8 protein-coding genes are annotated in these 17,001 nt (G+C 44.6%); 7 read left to right on the top strand and 1 reads right to left on the bottom strand.

The genetic code is table 11. The features are described 5' to 3' along the window. The first annotated feature begins 5 nt into the window (after positions 1 to 5). The 7 genes from ACP26M_RS15410 to ACP26M_RS15380 all read left to right on the top strand — a co-directional run bounded on the left by ACP26M_RS15410 (position 6) and on the right by ACP26M_RS15380 (position 15,771). Positions 6 to 2,813: a glycosyl hydrolase family 95 catalytic domain-containing protein gene (locus ACP26M_RS15410; RefSeq protein ID WP_426581187.1), complete on the top strand. Its 2,808-nt coding sequence runs from the start codon at positions 6 to 8 to the stop codon at positions 2,811 to 2,813. A gap of 269 nt (positions 2,814 to 3,082) precedes the next feature. Then, complete coding sequence (locus ACP26M_RS15405) at positions 3,083 to 6,637, top strand: malectin domain-containing carbohydrate-binding protein (protein WP_426581185.1); 3,555 nt, start codon at positions 3,083 to 3,085, stop codon at positions 6,635 to 6,637. 9 nt (positions 6,638 to 6,646) lie between these two features. Next, complete coding sequence (locus ACP26M_RS15400) at positions 6,647 to 9,409, top strand: family 78 glycoside hydrolase catalytic domain (protein ID WP_426581183.1); 2,763 nt, start codon at positions 6,647 to 6,649, stop codon at positions 9,407 to 9,409. A gap of 14 nt (positions 9,410 to 9,423) precedes the next feature. Next, positions 9,424 to 10,545 carry a glycosylase gene (locus tag ACP26M_RS15395; RefSeq protein ID WP_426581181.1) on the top strand — a complete coding sequence of 374 codons (1,122 nt, stop codon included), beginning with the start codon at positions 9,424 to 9,426 and terminating at the stop codon, positions 10,543 to 10,545. Continuing rightward, complete coding sequence (gene galB, locus ACP26M_RS15390; protein WP_426581179.1) at positions 10,545 to 12,944, top strand: beta-galactosidase GalB; 2,400 nt, start codon at positions 10,545 to 10,547, stop codon at positions 12,942 to 12,944. The genes ACP26M_RS15395 and galB overlap by 1 nt, the downstream gene beginning before the upstream one ends. A gap of 333 nt (positions 12,945 to 13,277) precedes the next feature. Next, entirely contained in the window at positions 13,278 to 14,834 is a 1,557-nt protein-coding gene (locus ACP26M_RS15385; RefSeq protein ID WP_426581177.1) for a sodium:solute symporter, read from the top strand. A gap of 10 nt (positions 14,835 to 14,844) precedes the next feature. Beyond that, positions 14,845 to 15,771, top strand: coding sequence for a dihydrodipicolinate synthase family protein (locus tag ACP26M_RS15380; protein WP_426581175.1), 927 nt, complete (start codon positions 14,845 to 14,847; stop codon positions 15,769 to 15,771). 195 nt (positions 15,772 to 15,966) lie between these two features. Here ACP26M_RS15380 and ACP26M_RS15375 read toward each other — a convergent pair whose 3' ends face one another. Next, on the bottom strand, positions 15,967 to 16,860 hold the full coding sequence (locus ACP26M_RS15375) for an AraC family transcriptional regulator (RefSeq protein ID WP_090531643.1): 894 nt from the start codon (positions 16,858 to 16,860) through the stop codon (positions 15,967 to 15,969). Positions 16,861 to 17,001 lie beyond the last annotated feature (141 nt).

The following is a 17,001-nucleotide window of genomic DNA, read 5'->3' as shown; positions in this document are numbered from 1 at the left end:
GATCTATGAGTAGCAGAAGGAGCTTATTTATTGTAATATTCATTCTTGGGGTTGTACAAGCTTTTGCCCAGCAGCCCCTTAAGCTTTGGTATAAACAACCCGCTCAAAAATGGACGGATGCTTTGCCTGTCGGTAATGGCAGGATAGGAGGCATGATTTACGGTGGGGTTACCGAAGACCATATCCAATACAACGAACAAAGCTTATGGACAGGCGGCCCGCGCGACTATAACCGCAAAGGCGCGGTAAAATATTTAGAGCCCATCCGCAAACTCCTCGCCGAAGGTAAGCAGGCCGAAGCAGAAGCCATGGCCCAGCAGCATTTTATGGGGATGAAGAGCAATGAAGCCCCTTATGCGGTTGATTCGGCGAAATGGTTCAATATGATGAGCTCATACCATTTAACGCAAGACGAGTTATTTCATGATAATAACCTCAGAACTATCAATTTGCCAATTGAACAGGGTTGGGAAATAACACCCGGTTTTGAAGGTTTGGATGGAGCAGTTTGGTTTATTAAGCATTTTAATATTCCTTCCGGTTGGAAAGGGAAAAATATCGTAATTAGTTTAGGCAGGATACGTGATATAGACCGAACCTGGCTTAACGGAGATTACATCGGCACAACATCGGGTAACGCTTACAGGAAATACATTATCCCTTCTGATAAGGTACATATCGGCGAAAACAGGATCGCTGTACAGGTAGTTAATTTTTACGATAAAGGTGGATTTACAAGCAACGCTAAAACTTTATCTGTTTATCCCGGAGGAAGTGAAAGTGATGCGATTAGTTTGGCCGGTCAATGGAAATATTTTATCCAGGATGATAGCCCACCCGCATATCCCCGTTACAATGCCGATTACCAACCCTTTGCCGATCTGTACCTGCAATTTCCAAAGCAGGAGGTTACAGATTATAAACGCGACCTTGATCTTACTAATGCCACTGAACATGTGAGCTATAAAGCGGATGGTGTTACCTACAACCGCGAATATTTCAGCAGTGCTCCCGATCAGGTAATGGCCATACATCTAACCGCCGATAAGCCCGGTAAAATTACGCTGAAGGCTTTATTAAACAGTCTGCATAGAAACTATGTCACCCGTAAAATTGATGATCACACGCTTGCGTTGTCCTTAAAAGTAAAAGATGGTGTTTTGCGGGGTGTAAGTTATCTGCATGTACAGGCTACGGGCGGTAAGGTTGCGGTCGATTCAAAAAATATATTAGTTAACGAAGCTAATGAGGCTACATTTTACCTTACGGCGGCAACCAATTTAAAAAACTATCATGATGTATCGGGTAACCCGGAGGCTATCTGCAAAAAACAAATTGCGGCTATAACAACTAAGAGCTATGCGACTATCAAAGCAGCTCACATCAAAGATTATCAAAAGTATTTCAAAACGTTTTCCATTGATCTGGGTAAGGGTGAAAATGCCGAATTGCCCACAGATGAAAGAATATTAAAGTTTAGCCAGTCGCCCGATCCTTCGTTTATTAGTTTATATACGCAATATGGCAGGTATTTGCTGATCTCCTCGTCACGGTCTGGCGGCGGTCCGGCGAATTTGCAGGGTTTGTGGAATAACCTGCTTACACCACCATGGGGTAGTAAGTTCACCACCAATGTTAACCTCGAAATGAATTATTGGCCTGCCGAAGTACTTAACTTATCGGCTTGCAGTCAGCCTTTTTTTAGTATCGTTGATGATCTCTCCAAAACGGGGCGTGAAACCGCGGTTGAGCATTATGGTGCACCGGGCTGGGTATTGCATCATAATACGGATTTGTGGCGCGGCACTGCACCTGTTAACGCTTCCAATCATGGCATTTGGGTGAGCGGAGCTGCCTGGCTTTGCCATCAGCTTTGGGAACATTATTTGTATACCGGCGATAAAGAGTTTCTACAAAAACGGGCTTATCCCGAAATGAAGGGTGCAGCTGAGTTCTTTGTGCATTTTTTGGTGAAAGATCCTAAAACTGGCTACCTCATTAGTACGCCATCCAACTCGCCGGAGCATGGGGGTTTGGTTGCCGGGCCAACGATGGATCACCAAATCATTCGCGACCTGTTTAAAAACTGCATGGAAGCTGCCAAAGTGTTGAATATCGATAAGGCGTTTGCCGATACATTAAAACTCAAATACAGCTGGATAGCACCGAATAAAATTGGCAGATACGGCCAGTTACAGGAATGGCTTGAAGATAAGGACGATACCACGGATACCCACCGGCATGTTTCGCATATGTGGGGTGTCTATCCCGGCACTGAGATCTCGCTTAAAACTCCCGAACTGTTAAAGGCTGCCGAACAATCTATGAAATACCGTGGCGATGAAGGTACCGGCTGGAGCATTGCCTGGAAGGTAAATATCTGGGCACGGATGCACGAGGGTAATCATGCTTATCTGATGCTGAGCAAACTGTTATCACCTGCGGACGTAACTTCCGGGAAAGAGAAGGGAGGCGTTTACCATAATCTGTTCGATGCACACCCGCCATTTCAAATTGACGGAAATTTTGGCGGCGCAGCAGGTTTAGCCGGAATGCTTTTACAAAGTCAGGGTGATGTTATTGAACTGCTTCCAGCTTTGCCAACTGCATTACCGCAAGGTAGCATCAAAGGTATTTGCGCAAGAGGTGGTTTTGTACTTGATTTTGAATGGCAAAATGGTCGGTTGAAAAGCCTGCAGGTGCTTTCCAAACTGGGTAAAACCTGTCGCTTAAATTATGGCGGAAAGACCATAGATGTCGAAACTCAAAAAGGTAAAAGCTATCGCTTTGACGCCGATCTGAAACAATTATAAAGATGGGCAAAACTCAAAAATATCACAGAGAGATCGCAGAAAAAGAACTAATTGTTTGGGAGCAGTGCGATTCTCCTTTTGAGAGAGTAATAACCTATAAAAAGACAATAGAGGAGTTTAAGGTGTGGAGGGCTGTGCGATTCCCTCCCCTGGGAGGGTGTAGGGAGGGGTTTCAGCGAGATGTCTTGTCGTTACAAAGGCGTATAAACCCTTCCCTGCCAACACGCAATCCTAACGCGCCCCTCCCAAGGGAGGGAATTGTCAATTCATTGACTATTACTCTTGAGAGGAGCAGAGAGGAGTGTTTACGTTTTTTTAAACTGATCGCCTCGCTGCTGTTTTTGCTCTTTTTTTCCAATTATCGCCTTTTTGCACAGCGTAGTGATATCTCATTAAATACCAACTGGAAAAGTATTGCCGATGATAACAACCCAAAGGCAAACGCCGGTTTTGAGCAAGCCGGCTTTAATGATGCCAAATGGGAAACAGTAAACGTACCTCATAACTGGGACACCTACGGCGGCTATCGCCGCCTGAAACATGGCAACCGGCATGGCACTGCGTGGTATCGCAAAATATTCCCGCTTGAAAGTAAGCAAAACAATAAACGTTATTTCCTTTGGTTTGAAGGTGTTGGCTCATACGCTACAGTCTGGCTCAACGGCAAGCAGGTAGGTTACCACGCCGGCGGACGCACGTCTTTCACTATTGATGTAACAGACGTCATTAAAGCAGGCAAACAAAACCTCCTATGTGTCAGCGCCGATCATCCTTCATTCATCAAAGATCTGCCATGGGTTTGCGGGGCCTGCTCGGATGATCCGGGCTTTTCGGAAGGCTCGCAGCCGATGGGTATTTTCAGACCGGTGCATTTGATGGTCACTAATGCCGTCAGGATCGAGCCTTTTGGTGTACATATCTGGAATGATACGACTGTTCGTGAAAAATCGGCTACGCTTTATCTCGAAACTGAAGTTAAAAACTACAGCGCTAAGCCGTTTGCAATAACCGTGACAAACAGCATGGTTGATGCCGCTGGCAAAACTATCGCGCAAGCAAAAGTAAAAAAAATATTAAAAGCCGGTGAGGTTAATACGGTAAGTCAACAATTTTCCGATGTTAAAAACGTGCAGCTATGGACATTAGAGAAACCTTACCTGTATCATGTAGTAACGGAAATTTGGGCCGATGGAAAACCGATCGACAGAACGCAAACACCGTATGGGATCCGTTGGATCAGCTGGCCCATTGGCAGAAATAATAACGACAATCGTTTTTATCTCAATGGCAAACCTGTTTTTATCAATGGCATTGCTGAATATGAACACCTGATGGGCAAAAGTCAGGCTTTTGAAGCCGAGGAGATCAAAGCCAGGGTAATGCAGGTAAAAGCAGCTGGTTTTAATGCTTTTCGGGATGCTCATCAGCCTCATAACCTCGCCTATCAGCAGTATTGGGATAAGCTGGGCATTTTATGGTGGCCGCAATATTCGGCACATATCTGGTATGATTCGCCGGAGTTCAGGGCCAATTACAAAGCTTTGCTGGTTGATTGGGTAAAGGAACGGCGCAACAGTCCTTCGGTGATATTATGGGGATTACAGAACGAAAGCAAGTTACTGGCTGATTTTGCCCGCGAATGCAGCGATATCATCCGTAAGCTTGATCCTACGGCTTCCTCGCAACGCAAAATAACAACCTGCAATGGCGGTGAAGGTACCGATTGGGATGTGCCCCAAAACTGGACGGGAACTTACGGCGGTAACCCGCTTACGTATGGCGAGGACCTGAAAAAACAAATACTGGTAGGTGAGTACGGCGCATGGCGAAGCCTTGGTTTACATACCGAGGGGCCTTTCAATGCCAACGGTCAGCTAAGTGAAGACCGCATGACCCAATTGATGGAAACTAAAGTCCGCCTGGCCGGGTCTGTAAAAGATCAGGTTGCGGGGCATTTTCAGTGGCTGCTCTATTCGCATGAAAACCCTGGTCGCACACAAGGCGGCGAAGGGCAGCGGGAACTGGATAGGGTTGGCCCTGTTAACTATAAAGGTTTGTTTACACCTTGGGGGCAGCCAACCGATGCGTTTTACATGTACAGGGCCAATTATGTACCAAAGGATAAGGAGCCGATGGTTTATATCGTATCACACACCTGGCCAAGCCGCTGGCTTACTCCGGGGAAAAAGGATAGTATCATTGTTTATTCAAACTGCGACGAGGTTGAGCTTTTTAATGATCTCAACCATGAGTCCTTAGGCATACGAAAACGACAGGGTATCGGCACGCATTTTCAATGGCATGGCGCAGATATCAAATACAATGTGCTGTACGCCGTAGGATATGTTAATGGCAAGCCGGTAACGCATGATGAGATCATGTTAAACCATGTGCCACAAGCACCTCATTTGCCAAAAGAGAATCCCGCTATCCTGAAACCCGAAGCTGGTTACAACAATTTGTACCGTCTCAATTGCGGCGGACCGGATTACACCGATACCTACGGCAACACCTGGATGGCCGACAGGCATCAGGATAATAAACAGGAACCCGGCTCCACATCATGGACGGACAATTACCCCGGAATGCCTCAGTTCTTTGCCAGTCAGCAACGCACTTTCGACAGGATCAGCAACACGGCCGATGGGGCTTTGTTCCAGACTTTTCGGTATGGTTTAGATAAACTAAAATTTAATTTCCCGGTACCTGATGGTGATTATCGTATCGATCTATATTTTACCGAGCCCTGGTATGGCACAGGCGGCGGGATGGATTGTTCAGGCTGGCGTTTGTTTGATGTAGCTCTGAATGGCAAAACCATGATCCGCAATCTGGATATCTGGAAAGAAGCAGGATATGCTAAAGCGCTTAAGAAAAATATCGTTGCCCATGTTACGGGCGGGATGCTAACTATATCTTTTCCGAACGCAGCGGCCGGTGAAGCAATTATATCAGCTATAGCCATCAGTACTTTAAATAAAACAGTAAAACCACAACAGGCAGGTAATGGAATAATCGGCCAATTACAGGGCAATAATAAATGGATAATAAAAAGCTGGATGGATATCGGCCGAAAACAATATACTGATGCCGGGGTAACTTTTAATGATCTGCCTCCAATATTTTATGGTGCGGATTGGATAAGTACAGCTAATTCAAATCAGGCTCAAACCTGTTCGTTTACTTTAAATGCTGATGCCGATGTTTATGTTGCCATGGATGTACCCGACTTGCAAAGACCATCCTGGATTGTCAATTATGAAAACACCGGCTTATTTGTAAAAACGGATGCCGATGGAGGGCATCAGTTACCCGTTTACAGGAAACGTTTCAAAAAAGCTGATGTAGTTAAGTTAGGCGAAAGTAAAGGCAGGTTCATGTACACCGTGGTGGTGCTGCCTGTTACTTCGTTGCAACCGGCTACTGATCTTCGTAAAACCGTAAGCTACAAAGCAGAGACGGCTGAATTAAAAGGCGAGGGCTTAAAAGCCGACACCCTGAACGGAAAAAAAGTAATTAAATTTAGCAACGGGGCGGGCGGCAGTGTGGCATTCGCGTTAACACCGGGTGTTGCCGATCTATATGCCTTGCGCATCAAATATTATAACCAGAGCAATCAAACTTTTACGGCAAAAATGCGATTACTGGCCGCTGATGGTACGGTGATGAAGGAGGAAGAACTGAGTTTTAAACCGGTTGCCAAAAATAAATCGGGCACGGTTGCAACCAATACAGGCACAAGTATCAACGCGGGAAACTATAAGCTGGTAATCACGGGTATTAAGGCTGATGGTTTGGTTGTTTCGGGCATCGAAATGCAATAAAATATTAACATGAAAAAAAAGATTTGCCTGTTGTTTTTGTTACTGCCCTTCGGCCTTTTTGCGCAAAGCCTGAAGGTGTTAAACCTGCAATGCGAGTACAAAAACAATCCGTTGGGTGTCGAATCGCTTAAGCCAAAGCTGAGCTGGCAAATAGAAAGTGATGCCCACAGCACCCTGCAAACCGCTTACCGGGTTTTGGTTGCCGGTGACGTGGCTAAACTGGCAAGCAACAATGCTGATATCTGGGATTCGGGCAAGGTACTTTCAAACGCGTCGCTACAGGTTTCGTGCATTGGTAAACCTATGCAGGCAGCCAAAACTTATTACTGGAAGGTAATGGTTTGGGACAACCATGGTAAAGCGTCGGCATGGAGCAATACCGCCAGCTGGCAAATGGGCTTGCTTACAAAAAGAGACTGGAACGGTGCCGACTGGATTGCTTATGACAGATTACCCGATTCTTCGGCTATTGTACCCTTTTATCATGGTAAAGGACCAAAAAAACTGGGGGCGGCCAATGATATTTTGCCTTTAATGCGCAAGGCTTTTAATGTTGAGGCCAAATTGAAAAAAGCCACGCTTTATTTGTGCGGGTTAGGTCATTTTGAGCTGAACCTGAACGGTAAGAAAGTGGACGATCATTTCCTTGATCCCGGGTGGACAAAATATGATAAGCAGGCACTATATGTGCCTTTTGATGTAACTAAGCAGCTTATCGCCGGAAAAAATACCATAGGCGTAATGCTGGGCAATGGATTTTATTACATCCCGCGGGATAGGCGTTACCGCAAGCTTACCGGTGCTTTTGGCTATCCTAAAATGATCTGTCGTTTAATATTGGAGTATGACAATGGAAAGATAGACAATGTGGTGAGCGATGGTTCATGGAAAACCGCACCCTCGCCGGTTACATTCAGCAGTATTTATGGAGGTGAGGATTATAATGCCAATTTGGAACAACCGGGCTGGGATACCAACAATTTTGATGATTCTAAATGGCGCAATGTGGTTAAGGTAAATGGCATACCTGAGCTGAGCGTGCAAATGGCGGAGCCTTTGAAAATTATACAGGAGTTGAAACCGCAAGGTAAAAAGCAACTGGCTAATGGCGCATGGATCTATGATTTGGGTCAAAACTTTTCAGGGATTCCGCAGATCAGTCTTCTGGGTAAAAAAGGGGATACTGTGCGCATTGTCCCCGCTGAACTGGTAAATGAGGATGGCAGCGCCAATCAAAAAGCCTCGGGCAGTCCGCATTATTATGATTATGTGTTGAAGGGCGATGGTATTGAAACCTGGCATCCCCTGTTTACTTATTACGGTTTCAAGTATTTGCAGGTGCAGGGTGCTGTTCCCCAAGGAGAAACCAATGTATCGAAGCGCCCCGTGATTGTTGATATTAAAGGATTGCACACGCGCAACTCAGCAGAAACCGTGGGCAGTTTCGCTTGTTCAAATGAGCTGTTTAACAAAACGTTTAAACTGATTGACTGGGCCATGAAAAGCAACATGGCAAGCGTATTTACCGATTGTCCTCACCGCGAAAAACTGGGCTGGCTGGAAGAAGCGCATTTAGTCGGCAGTTCCCTGCATTACAATTATGATATCGTGGGCCTGGCACGCAAGTGTATTAATGATATGCGCATTTCCCAAACAGAGGATGGATTGATCCCCGAGATCTCACCCGAATATGTAAAGTTTGATGAGCCCTTCCGCGACTCGCCCGAGTGGGGGAGCAACGCGGTGATTTTGACGTGGTATGTATACCAGTGGTATGGTGATAAGGAAGTGCTTGCTCAAAACTATGATATGATCAAGCGTTACCTGGCCTATCTCGATAAAAAATCAAAAAATCATTTGCTGTATCAGGGGTTGGGCGATTGGTATGATCTTGGTCCAAATCCTCCCGGCGTTTCGCAGTTAACACCACAAGGAATTACGGCAACTTCGCTGTATTATTATGACCTTGATATAGCCGGAAAAATAGCTACGCTGCTTGGCAAAAACGATGATGCCGCATCTTACAAGAAACTGGCTGATGAAGTAAAACAGGCCTATAACAAAACGTTTTTTAATACTGACACTAAACAATACGGCACAGGCAGTCAGGCGGCCAACGCTATGTCGGTTTATGCCGGTTTGGTTGAGCCACAATATAAAGCAGCTGTAGTGAATAATATCGTAAAAGATATCCGCGGCAGAGGGAATGCCCTTACCGCAGGGGACATCGGTTATCGCTACCTGTTACGGGTTTTGGATGATGAAGGCCTTTCGGATGTGATCTATGATATGAACAGTCGTGCCGATGTGCCGGGCTATGGTTATCAACTGGCTCACGGTGCCACTGCCTTAACCGAATCGTGGGCGGCATTGCCTTCGGTATCCAACAACCATTTTATGTTGGGGCACCTGATGGAGTGGTTTTACAGCGGCCTGGCCGGGATCCGTCCGGCAGATGATGCCATCGCATTTAATAAAATCGAGATCAGGCCCGAAACTGTGGGTAATGTAACCTGGGCTAAGGCTAATTATAAATCGCCTTATGGCAATATTTCAAGCAGTTGGGCGAAGGGGCAGGGGCAGTTTAAACTGGAGGTGAACATCCCGGCAAATACTACCGCGAGTATCTTTCTGCCCGTGAAAAATAATGCAGCTATTATGGTCGATGGGCAAAATATTAAAACTCGTCACGATATCAAATTTATCGGTTATCACAATGGGAAGGCTGAAATCGAGGCAGGTTCAGGCAACTATACATTCATCGCCAAATAAATACTAAACAAACTATGAAACACATTTTCAAATCATCTGCATTCTTCGTTTGTACTTTTTTAATACTGAAGGTACATGCCCAGGAGGTACCCGAAAAGGTGATGAAAGATATTTACGAGCAGGTTAAAACGCCTTACAAATATGGCCTGGTGATAGCGCCCGAAGACAACAGTCAGAAAGCTGATTGCCCTACGGTTTTTCGCCAGGGTGACGGCTGGTATATGAGCTACATCATTTTCAATGGACGCGGTTATGAAACCTGGCTGGCTGATAGTAAGGACCTGCTGCACTGGAAAACCCGTGGCCGCATCCTGTCATTTTCGGATGATACTACCAAATGGGACAATAATCAAAAAGCTGGTTATGTAGGTTTGCAGGATTATAAATGGGGAGGTTCGTACAAATTGCAGCAGTATAATGGCAAATATTGGTTATCGTACTTCGGCGGGCAAAGCAAAGGCTATGAGAAAGGTTTGCTATCCGTAAGTGTGGCTTCTACCGATAAAGATCCGGGTACGGTTCACGAGTGGCAGGGATTAGTTCATCCGGTATTGTCAAGTATTGATAAAGATGTAAGCTGGTGGGATAACCATACCCAATATAAGCAAACCGTAATCTGGGATAAAAAGAAGCTTACCGGTCACCCTTTCATTATGTACTATAATGCGAATGGCGATAGCGTAAACAAAAAGCGTGGTGCCGAGCGAATTGGCATGGCCGTATCGGATGATATGCTACACTGGAGGCGTTTTGGTAAAGACCCGGTATTGAATCACGGCGACGGGATAACAGGTGATCCATATATTCAACAGATAGGCAACGTATATGTAATGTTCTATTTTGGTGCTTTCTGGAAAACCGGCGACTCAGGCGTGTTTAATCGCTTTGCCTGCTCATACGACCTGGTACACTGGACAGATTGGACAGGGGAGAAACTCATTCAATCGTCTGAACCTTATGATAATATGTTTGCCCATAAATCGTGTGTGGTGAAGCATAAAGGCTTGGTTTATCATTTTTATTGCGCTGTAAACAAAGCCGATCAGCGCGGTATAGCGGTAGCTGTGTCGAAAGATCTGGGTAAAAGCGAGCTCAACTTTGTTGCGCCGCCTGTTAAAAAAAGCAAATCCAAATAATGAGGCTGCGTTGTCTATATACACTGTGTTTAGTGTTTTTCGCGGCTGGTTTTGTATCTGCCCAAAAGGTGCGCAAAACCGAGAGTTTTAACGCCGGCTGGAAGTTTTTTCTGGGCGATGATGCCGCAGCAAACGCCATAAAGTATGACGATCGCCGCTGGCAGAAACTCGATCTTCCGCATGATTGGAGCATCGAAGGTAAATTCGACAGTAAAAATCCTACTACACAGGCCGAAGGTGGATTGCCAGCCGGCATTGGTTGGTATCGCAAAAGTTTCCTGATCTCTGCATCGTCAAAAACAAAAACTATTTTGATTGATTTTGATGGTGTTTTTCATAATAGCGAGGTTTGGATAAATGGCCATTATTTAGGTAAACGGCCTAACGGCTATATTTCGTTCAGGTATGATTTAACGCCTTACCTTAAATTCGGTACACAGGAAAATGTGATAGCCGTGAGGGCTGATAACAGCGATCAGCCTAATTCTCGCTGGTATACCGGTTCAGGTATTTACCGTAATGTGTGGCTAACAACCGTTAATAAAACGCATCTGCCGCAATGGTCTTCATTTATAACTACGCCGCAGGTCGATCGGCAAAAAACAGAAATCCATATTCGCACAGTTTTACCGGTTTTCGTTAACTCAAAGTTTAAGCTCAAAGCTTCTGTTTTGGATGATAATGGCAAGATTGTTGGATCTGTCACTACTACCGTAAAGGACACTGTAATTCAACAAAACGTTCAGGTAAACAATCCTCAATTATGGTCGATAAATCATCCCTATCTGTATAAAGTAAAACTGCAGTTGTTTGCTGCTGATAAGGTTATCGATGATTACACAACTACCACAGGTATACGTTATTTCAACTTTGATGCAGATAAAGGATTTAGCCTAAATGGTGAGTCGATGAAGATTCTTGGCGTATGCCTGCACCACGATCAGGGGGCTTTGGGTACGGCTGTTAATACCCGCGCTATTGAGCGGCAATTGCAGATCTTAAAGGATATGGGTTGCAATGCTATCCGTACATCTCATAATCCTCCCGCGCCCGAATTACTCGACCTATGTGATAAAATGGGTTTCCTGGTGATGGACGAGGCTTTTGATATGTGGAAGAAGAAAAAAAGCAAGCATGATTACCACGAAGATTGGGATAAATGGCATGTGAAAGACCTGCAAGACCAGGTTTTACGCGATCGTAACCATCCATCTGTTTTTGCATGGAGTATTGGTAACGAAATAAGGGAACAGTTTGATAGTACAGGTGTAAGTATTGGTCGCGAGCTGGTAAAAATTGTAAAGCAACTGGATAACACCAGGCCGGTTACATCGGCTTTGAGCGATGCTGATCCTAAAAAGAACTTTATTTACCAGTCGGGTGCGCTTGACCTGGTTGGTTTAAATTATCACCAGGAAGTATATGCCGATTTTCAGAAAAACTATCCCGGTCAGAAGTTTATCGGCACCGAAAATATGTCGGCCCTGGCAACAAGAGGGCATTATGATATGCCATCGGATAGTATCAGGCGCTGGCCAAAGGATGGTAAAACACCATTGAAGGATGGCAATGCCGATTTTACGGTATCATCTTACGATAATGTTTCGGCCTACTGGGGCTCAACGCATGAGGAAACCTGGAAGATCATCAAAAAGCATGATTTCCTTTCCGGCCTTTTTGTGTGGACAGGCTTTGATTACATTGGCGAACCAACCCCATACCTATGGCCTGCCCGCAGCTCATTTTTCGGTATTGTTGATTTGGCCGGTTTTCCTAAAGATGTATATTATATGTACCAAAGCGAGTGGACAAATAAGCCTGTTTTACACTTGTTGCCGCACTGGAACTGGAAACCCGGACAAATGATTGATGTTTGGGCCTATTACAACAATGCCGATGAGGTAGAAGCGTTTTTAAACGGCCGGTCGATAGGGGTGAGAAAGAAAACCGGCGATGACCTGCATGTGATGTGGCGTGTTAAATACGAACCAGGAGTGTTAAAGGCTGTATCGCGCCGTAATGGCAAAGTAGTCATGACTACGCAGGTGGTTACAGCAGGCGAGCCTTATAAAATACAGCTAAAGGCAGATCGGGATAAGATTAATGCCGATGGTAAAGACCTGTCATATATCACCGTATCTGTTCTGGATAAGAATAATGTTCCTGTGCCTGATGCCAATCAATTGGTGAAGTTCAAAGTAACCGGACAAGGTATATTGAAAGGTGTGGATAACGGTTCGCAAACAGATCTGGATCCGTTTGTATCCGATCAGCATCATTTGTTTAATGGTTTGGGATTGGCTATTGTTCAATCTAAGTCTGTTGCGGGTGAAATTACTGTTACTGCTACGGCAGATGGGTTGCAACCGGCTCGCTTAATCATAGAGGGCAAGCGTTAAATAGTTTTAAAGGCTAAGAATTTTTATTGCTGTTGACTTACGAAAAAAGCTCGGGATTGTGCGATTCCCCTCTTGAGAGGGGCGGAGGGGTGTGTTTCTGCTTTGGTAAGCCTATGGCAGAAACACACCCCTGCCACCACTCGTTCCTCCGCGCCCCCTCTCGAGAGGGGAGTTTTTAAATCCAGCTGAGTAGCGGCGCTTTTATTTTCATGGGTGATAATATCCTATAATAGCAAGCGAAAATATTACAGTAAAGAATAATTGTGGTACGTTACATTTGTTATACAATTTTAAACCATAATACTAACATTTACTGTACTACCCGATTAACGCATGAAAGTGTTGCCCGTGTTAGATTTTACCATTATAGGTATTTACCTTATAGCTATGGTGCTGGTGGGTTTTTATTTTTCGCGTAAAAATAAAAATGCTGAACAGTTCACCGTTGCATCTGGTTTAATACCGGGCTGGGCTATCGGTTTATCTATATATGCCACTTTTTTAAGCAGTAATACATTTTTGGGCGTGCCTGGCAAGGCCTACGGGGGCAATTGGAACGCTTTTGTATTCAGCTTATCTATGCCTTTTGCGGCGTGGATAGCGGTTAAATATTTTATACCATTTTATCGTAATACCGGCAACATTTCGGCATATACCCATTTCGAAAAACGCTTTGGCCCCTGGGCAAGGGTTTATGCGGTTATTTGTTTTTTGCTTACGCAGATAGCCCGTATGGGTTCTGTGTTTTTCGGTATTGCATTGAGCCTTCAGGCACTAACCGGCTTGTCTATGAAGACGATCATGATCATAATGGGGATCTCTATTATTCTGTACACCGTATCCGGCGGCATTAAAGCCGTGATCTGGACAGAGGTAGTACAGGCAATCATCAAAACATTAGGAGCTTTACTGATCATTTATCTTGTGGTAAATAGTATCCCCGGCGGCTTTGATAAGATCGTAGAAATTGGTAAAGCTGATCACAAATTCAGCCTGGGCAGTTTTTCATTGAACCTTACCGAACCAACTTTTTGGGTGATCCTGTTCTACGGTTTCTTCATCAATCTAAATAATTTTGGGATGGATCAAAATTATATCCAGCGTTATCATGCGGCTACATCTACTAAGCAGGCTGCCAAATCAGTTTGGCTTTGTGTTGGTATTTATGTGCCCGCTTCTTTCCTGTTTTTTGTAATAGGCTCGTGCTTATACGCTTACTGTAGGCAGCATCCCGATCTGATCTTAAGCCTTAAGCACCAGGTAGCTATTGAGCGCCTGCCTGCAACGGCTTCGGCAACAGATGTTTCGGTATTTATGAACAAATTAACCCCTGCCGATTACGGTGATAAGATCATGCCGCATTTTATGGTTACCAAAATCCCGGCAGGATTGGTTGGTATTATTGTAGCTGCTATTTTATCAGCTGCCATGAGCACCATCAGTTCGGGTATGAACTCATCGGCCACGGTTTTTACCATCGATATCTACAAAAGATATTTTAAACCACAACTTAATGATAAAAATACATTGAATGCATTGCATATCGGTACTGTGCTTTTTGGGTTTGCGGGTATGGCCGCCGGGATAGCCATGATAGGGGTAAAAAGCATTCTTGATTTATGGTGGCAGCTTTCGGGGATTTTTGCAGCAGGTATGCTCGGTTTGTTTTTGCTGGGCATTATCAGCAGGCAAACCCGTAACCATGAGGCCATCATTGCCAGTATCATAGGTGTTTTGGTGATCCTTTGGCTTACTTTTCCGTCACTCATTCCCGAGCAATACGCCGTTCTTCGCAGTACGCTCAATACCAACATGATCATTGTTGCGGGTACCCTCGCTATATTTTTAACGGGAATATTTTTAACCAAAACAAGGCAGTTAACAGTTTAATAATCATCAAATGGAACAATCAAAAAAGGGTTTTATCCCGGTAATGTTAACGCCTTTTAAAGATAACGGTGCTATTGATTATGCAGCGCTGACCCGCTTAACCGAAATGTACCTGCGCGCGGGTGCGGCTGGTGTGTTTGCCAATTGCCTGTCGAGCGAAATGTTTGAATTGAGTGGTGAGGAGCGGTTAGCAATTATCAAACACGTGGTTGAAACTGTTGACGGCGCTGTTCCTGTCGTGGCCACCGGTACCTTTGGCGGGCCAATTGAAAAACAAGCCGATTTTATAAAAAAGGTATATGATACAGGTACTTCGGCGGTGATTGCCATTACCAGTTTGCTGGCTGATGCCGATGAACCGGATGCTGTACTTAATGACCGTGTTTTTGAACTGTTCAATCATACTGAAAATATCCCTTTAGGCTTTTACGAATGCCCGGCGCCATACAAAAGGTTATTATCGGCAGAACAGCTTCATCATTTTGCAGCAACAGGCAGGGTAATATATCATAAAGATACCTGCCTTAAAATTGACGTGGTAAAACAGAAATTGGAGGCAAGCAAAGTTAATCCGGCGTTTGGGCTGTATGACGCTTACATGGTTCACGCGGTTGAATCGCTTAAAGCAGGTTCGGCGGGATTGTCATGTATTCAGGGGAATTTCTTCCCTGAGCTTATTGTTTGGTTATGCAATCATTATGCCGATGCATCGTGCCAGCATGAGGTTGCCATGGTACAGGAATTTCTAACCGAAAATATGGATGTGATGCACAATGTTTACCCTGTTATTGCTAAATATTATCTTACTAAACGTGGGCTTAAAATTACAACCACCACCCGGCGCGATGTTGGTTATTTCTCGCCGGCCATCCGCAATAAAATAGAAGATCTTTACGCTAACTACACTACACTTCAAAGTGAGATCGGTATCTATTAGTCTTAAGTCGAAAGTCCTGTTTAATTCTGTTGTGAAGTTTTTACGTAGAGACGCATCACATACGTCTTCCATAGGACAAGCCGTTTTGTAATTCATTAAACCCTGGATTTGCATGCGTGAGACGCATGTGATGCGTCTCTACATTTTAAAACAGCCTGTTGGAACTTTTGGCTAACGACTTAATACTTAACCAAACTAAGCAGAAATTGCCTGCTTTTGTCCTTTAATATAACGGCGTTTATACTCAAGCGGGGTCATGCCGGTAACCCGTTTAAAGTGTCGGTAAAAATTAGAGATGTTGTTGTAACCGCATTCAAAGCACAAAACCTCGGTGGGTAATTTGTCCTCAATCAAAAAACGGCAGGCATGACTGATCCTGATCTCGGTTAAAAAATCAAAATACGTTTTCTTGGTCATCAGTTTAAAATACCGGCAAAAGGAGGTGACACTGAGGTTGCCGATGGCTGCTATTTTTTCCAGGCTGATCTCCTGTTTATAGTTGGCCAATGTATAGGAGCATACTTTATTGAGGCGGATAGTATCCGATTCGTTGGATTGATGAAAGTCACTGTGCGATAGCGTTATCGGTTCAAAGTCCTCGTTTTCGGCCAGCACTTTAAGTATCGATAGCAGGATAATGATCCTGTCGAGGTTGGTAGCTTCAGCCGCCTGCCGCATCAGTTTGGCCAGCTCGGTTCTTGCTTCACCCTTAATTACCATACCACTTTTGGCCTTTTCAAAAAGCTTGGGCAACATGAACGCTTCAGGTAAGTTTAACAAATAACGACCAAGGCAGTCGGGCAAAAAGTGGATCACGATCACCTCAACATTCAATCCGGATTCGGGCAAAAAATATTCGTCCTTGCAGCGCCAGCAGTGTGGTAGGGCCTCTCCCAGCAATGTGATTTCGCCTGGCGAAAAATTGCTGATATTATCACCAATAAACCTAACCCCTTCGCCCTTTATTACGTAGTGTAATTCAAGCTCGGGATGGTAGTGCCAGATACCCCGGAAGGTGGGCAAAATATCATGCCTGATACTGAATGAATTTTGCGGTTTAACCGCAACCTTGAGAAAATGGGGCTTCATTTTGTAAAAATCAATAAAGATTAGCAGGTGAGCGGACAATTAAGTATGCGTCGCGCTGGTTTATATTTTAAAAGTAGTAATTTTTAATCAAACCCAATTTGCACCAATGTAATTTTCTTTTGACAAAAAATTACGTTAATA

It is taken from the genome of Mucilaginibacter sp. R-33, from assembly GCF_049949235.1.
In the GTDB taxonomy this organism is placed as follows: Bacteria; Bacteroidota; Bacteroidia; order Sphingobacteriales; family Sphingobacteriaceae; genus Mucilaginibacter.
This window is presented reverse-complemented; position numbering and strand designations above follow the sequence as displayed.

What these genes read in the sequence shown, in the direction of transcription:
- ACP26M_RS15410 (WP_426581187.1), top strand. Translation starts at nt 6, where the DNA reads ATGAGTAGCAGAAGGAGCTTATTTATTGTAATATTCATTCTTGGGGTT.
- ACP26M_RS15400 (WP_426581183.1), top strand. Translation starts at nt 6,647, where the DNA reads ATGAAAAAAAAGATTTGCCTGTTGTTTTTGTTACTGCCCTTCGGCCTT.
- ACP26M_RS15395 (WP_426581181.1), top strand. Translation starts at nt 9,424, where the DNA reads ATGAAACACATTTTCAAATCATCTGCATTCTTCGTTTGTACTTTTTTA.
- galB (WP_426581179.1), top strand. Translation starts at nt 10,545, where the DNA reads ATGAGGCTGCGTTGTCTATATACACTGTGTTTAGTGTTTTTCGCGGCT.
- ACP26M_RS15385 (WP_426581177.1), top strand. Translation starts at nt 13,278, where the DNA reads ATGAAAGTGTTGCCCGTGTTAGATTTTACCATTATAGGTATTTACCTT.
- ACP26M_RS15380 (WP_426581175.1), top strand. Translation starts at nt 14,845, where the DNA reads ATGGAACAATCAAAAAAGGGTTTTATCCCGGTAATGTTAACGCCTTTT.
- ACP26M_RS15375 (WP_090531643.1), bottom strand. Translation starts at nt 16,860, where the DNA reads ATGAAGCCCCATTTTCTCAAGGTTGCGGTTAAACCGCAAAATTCATTC.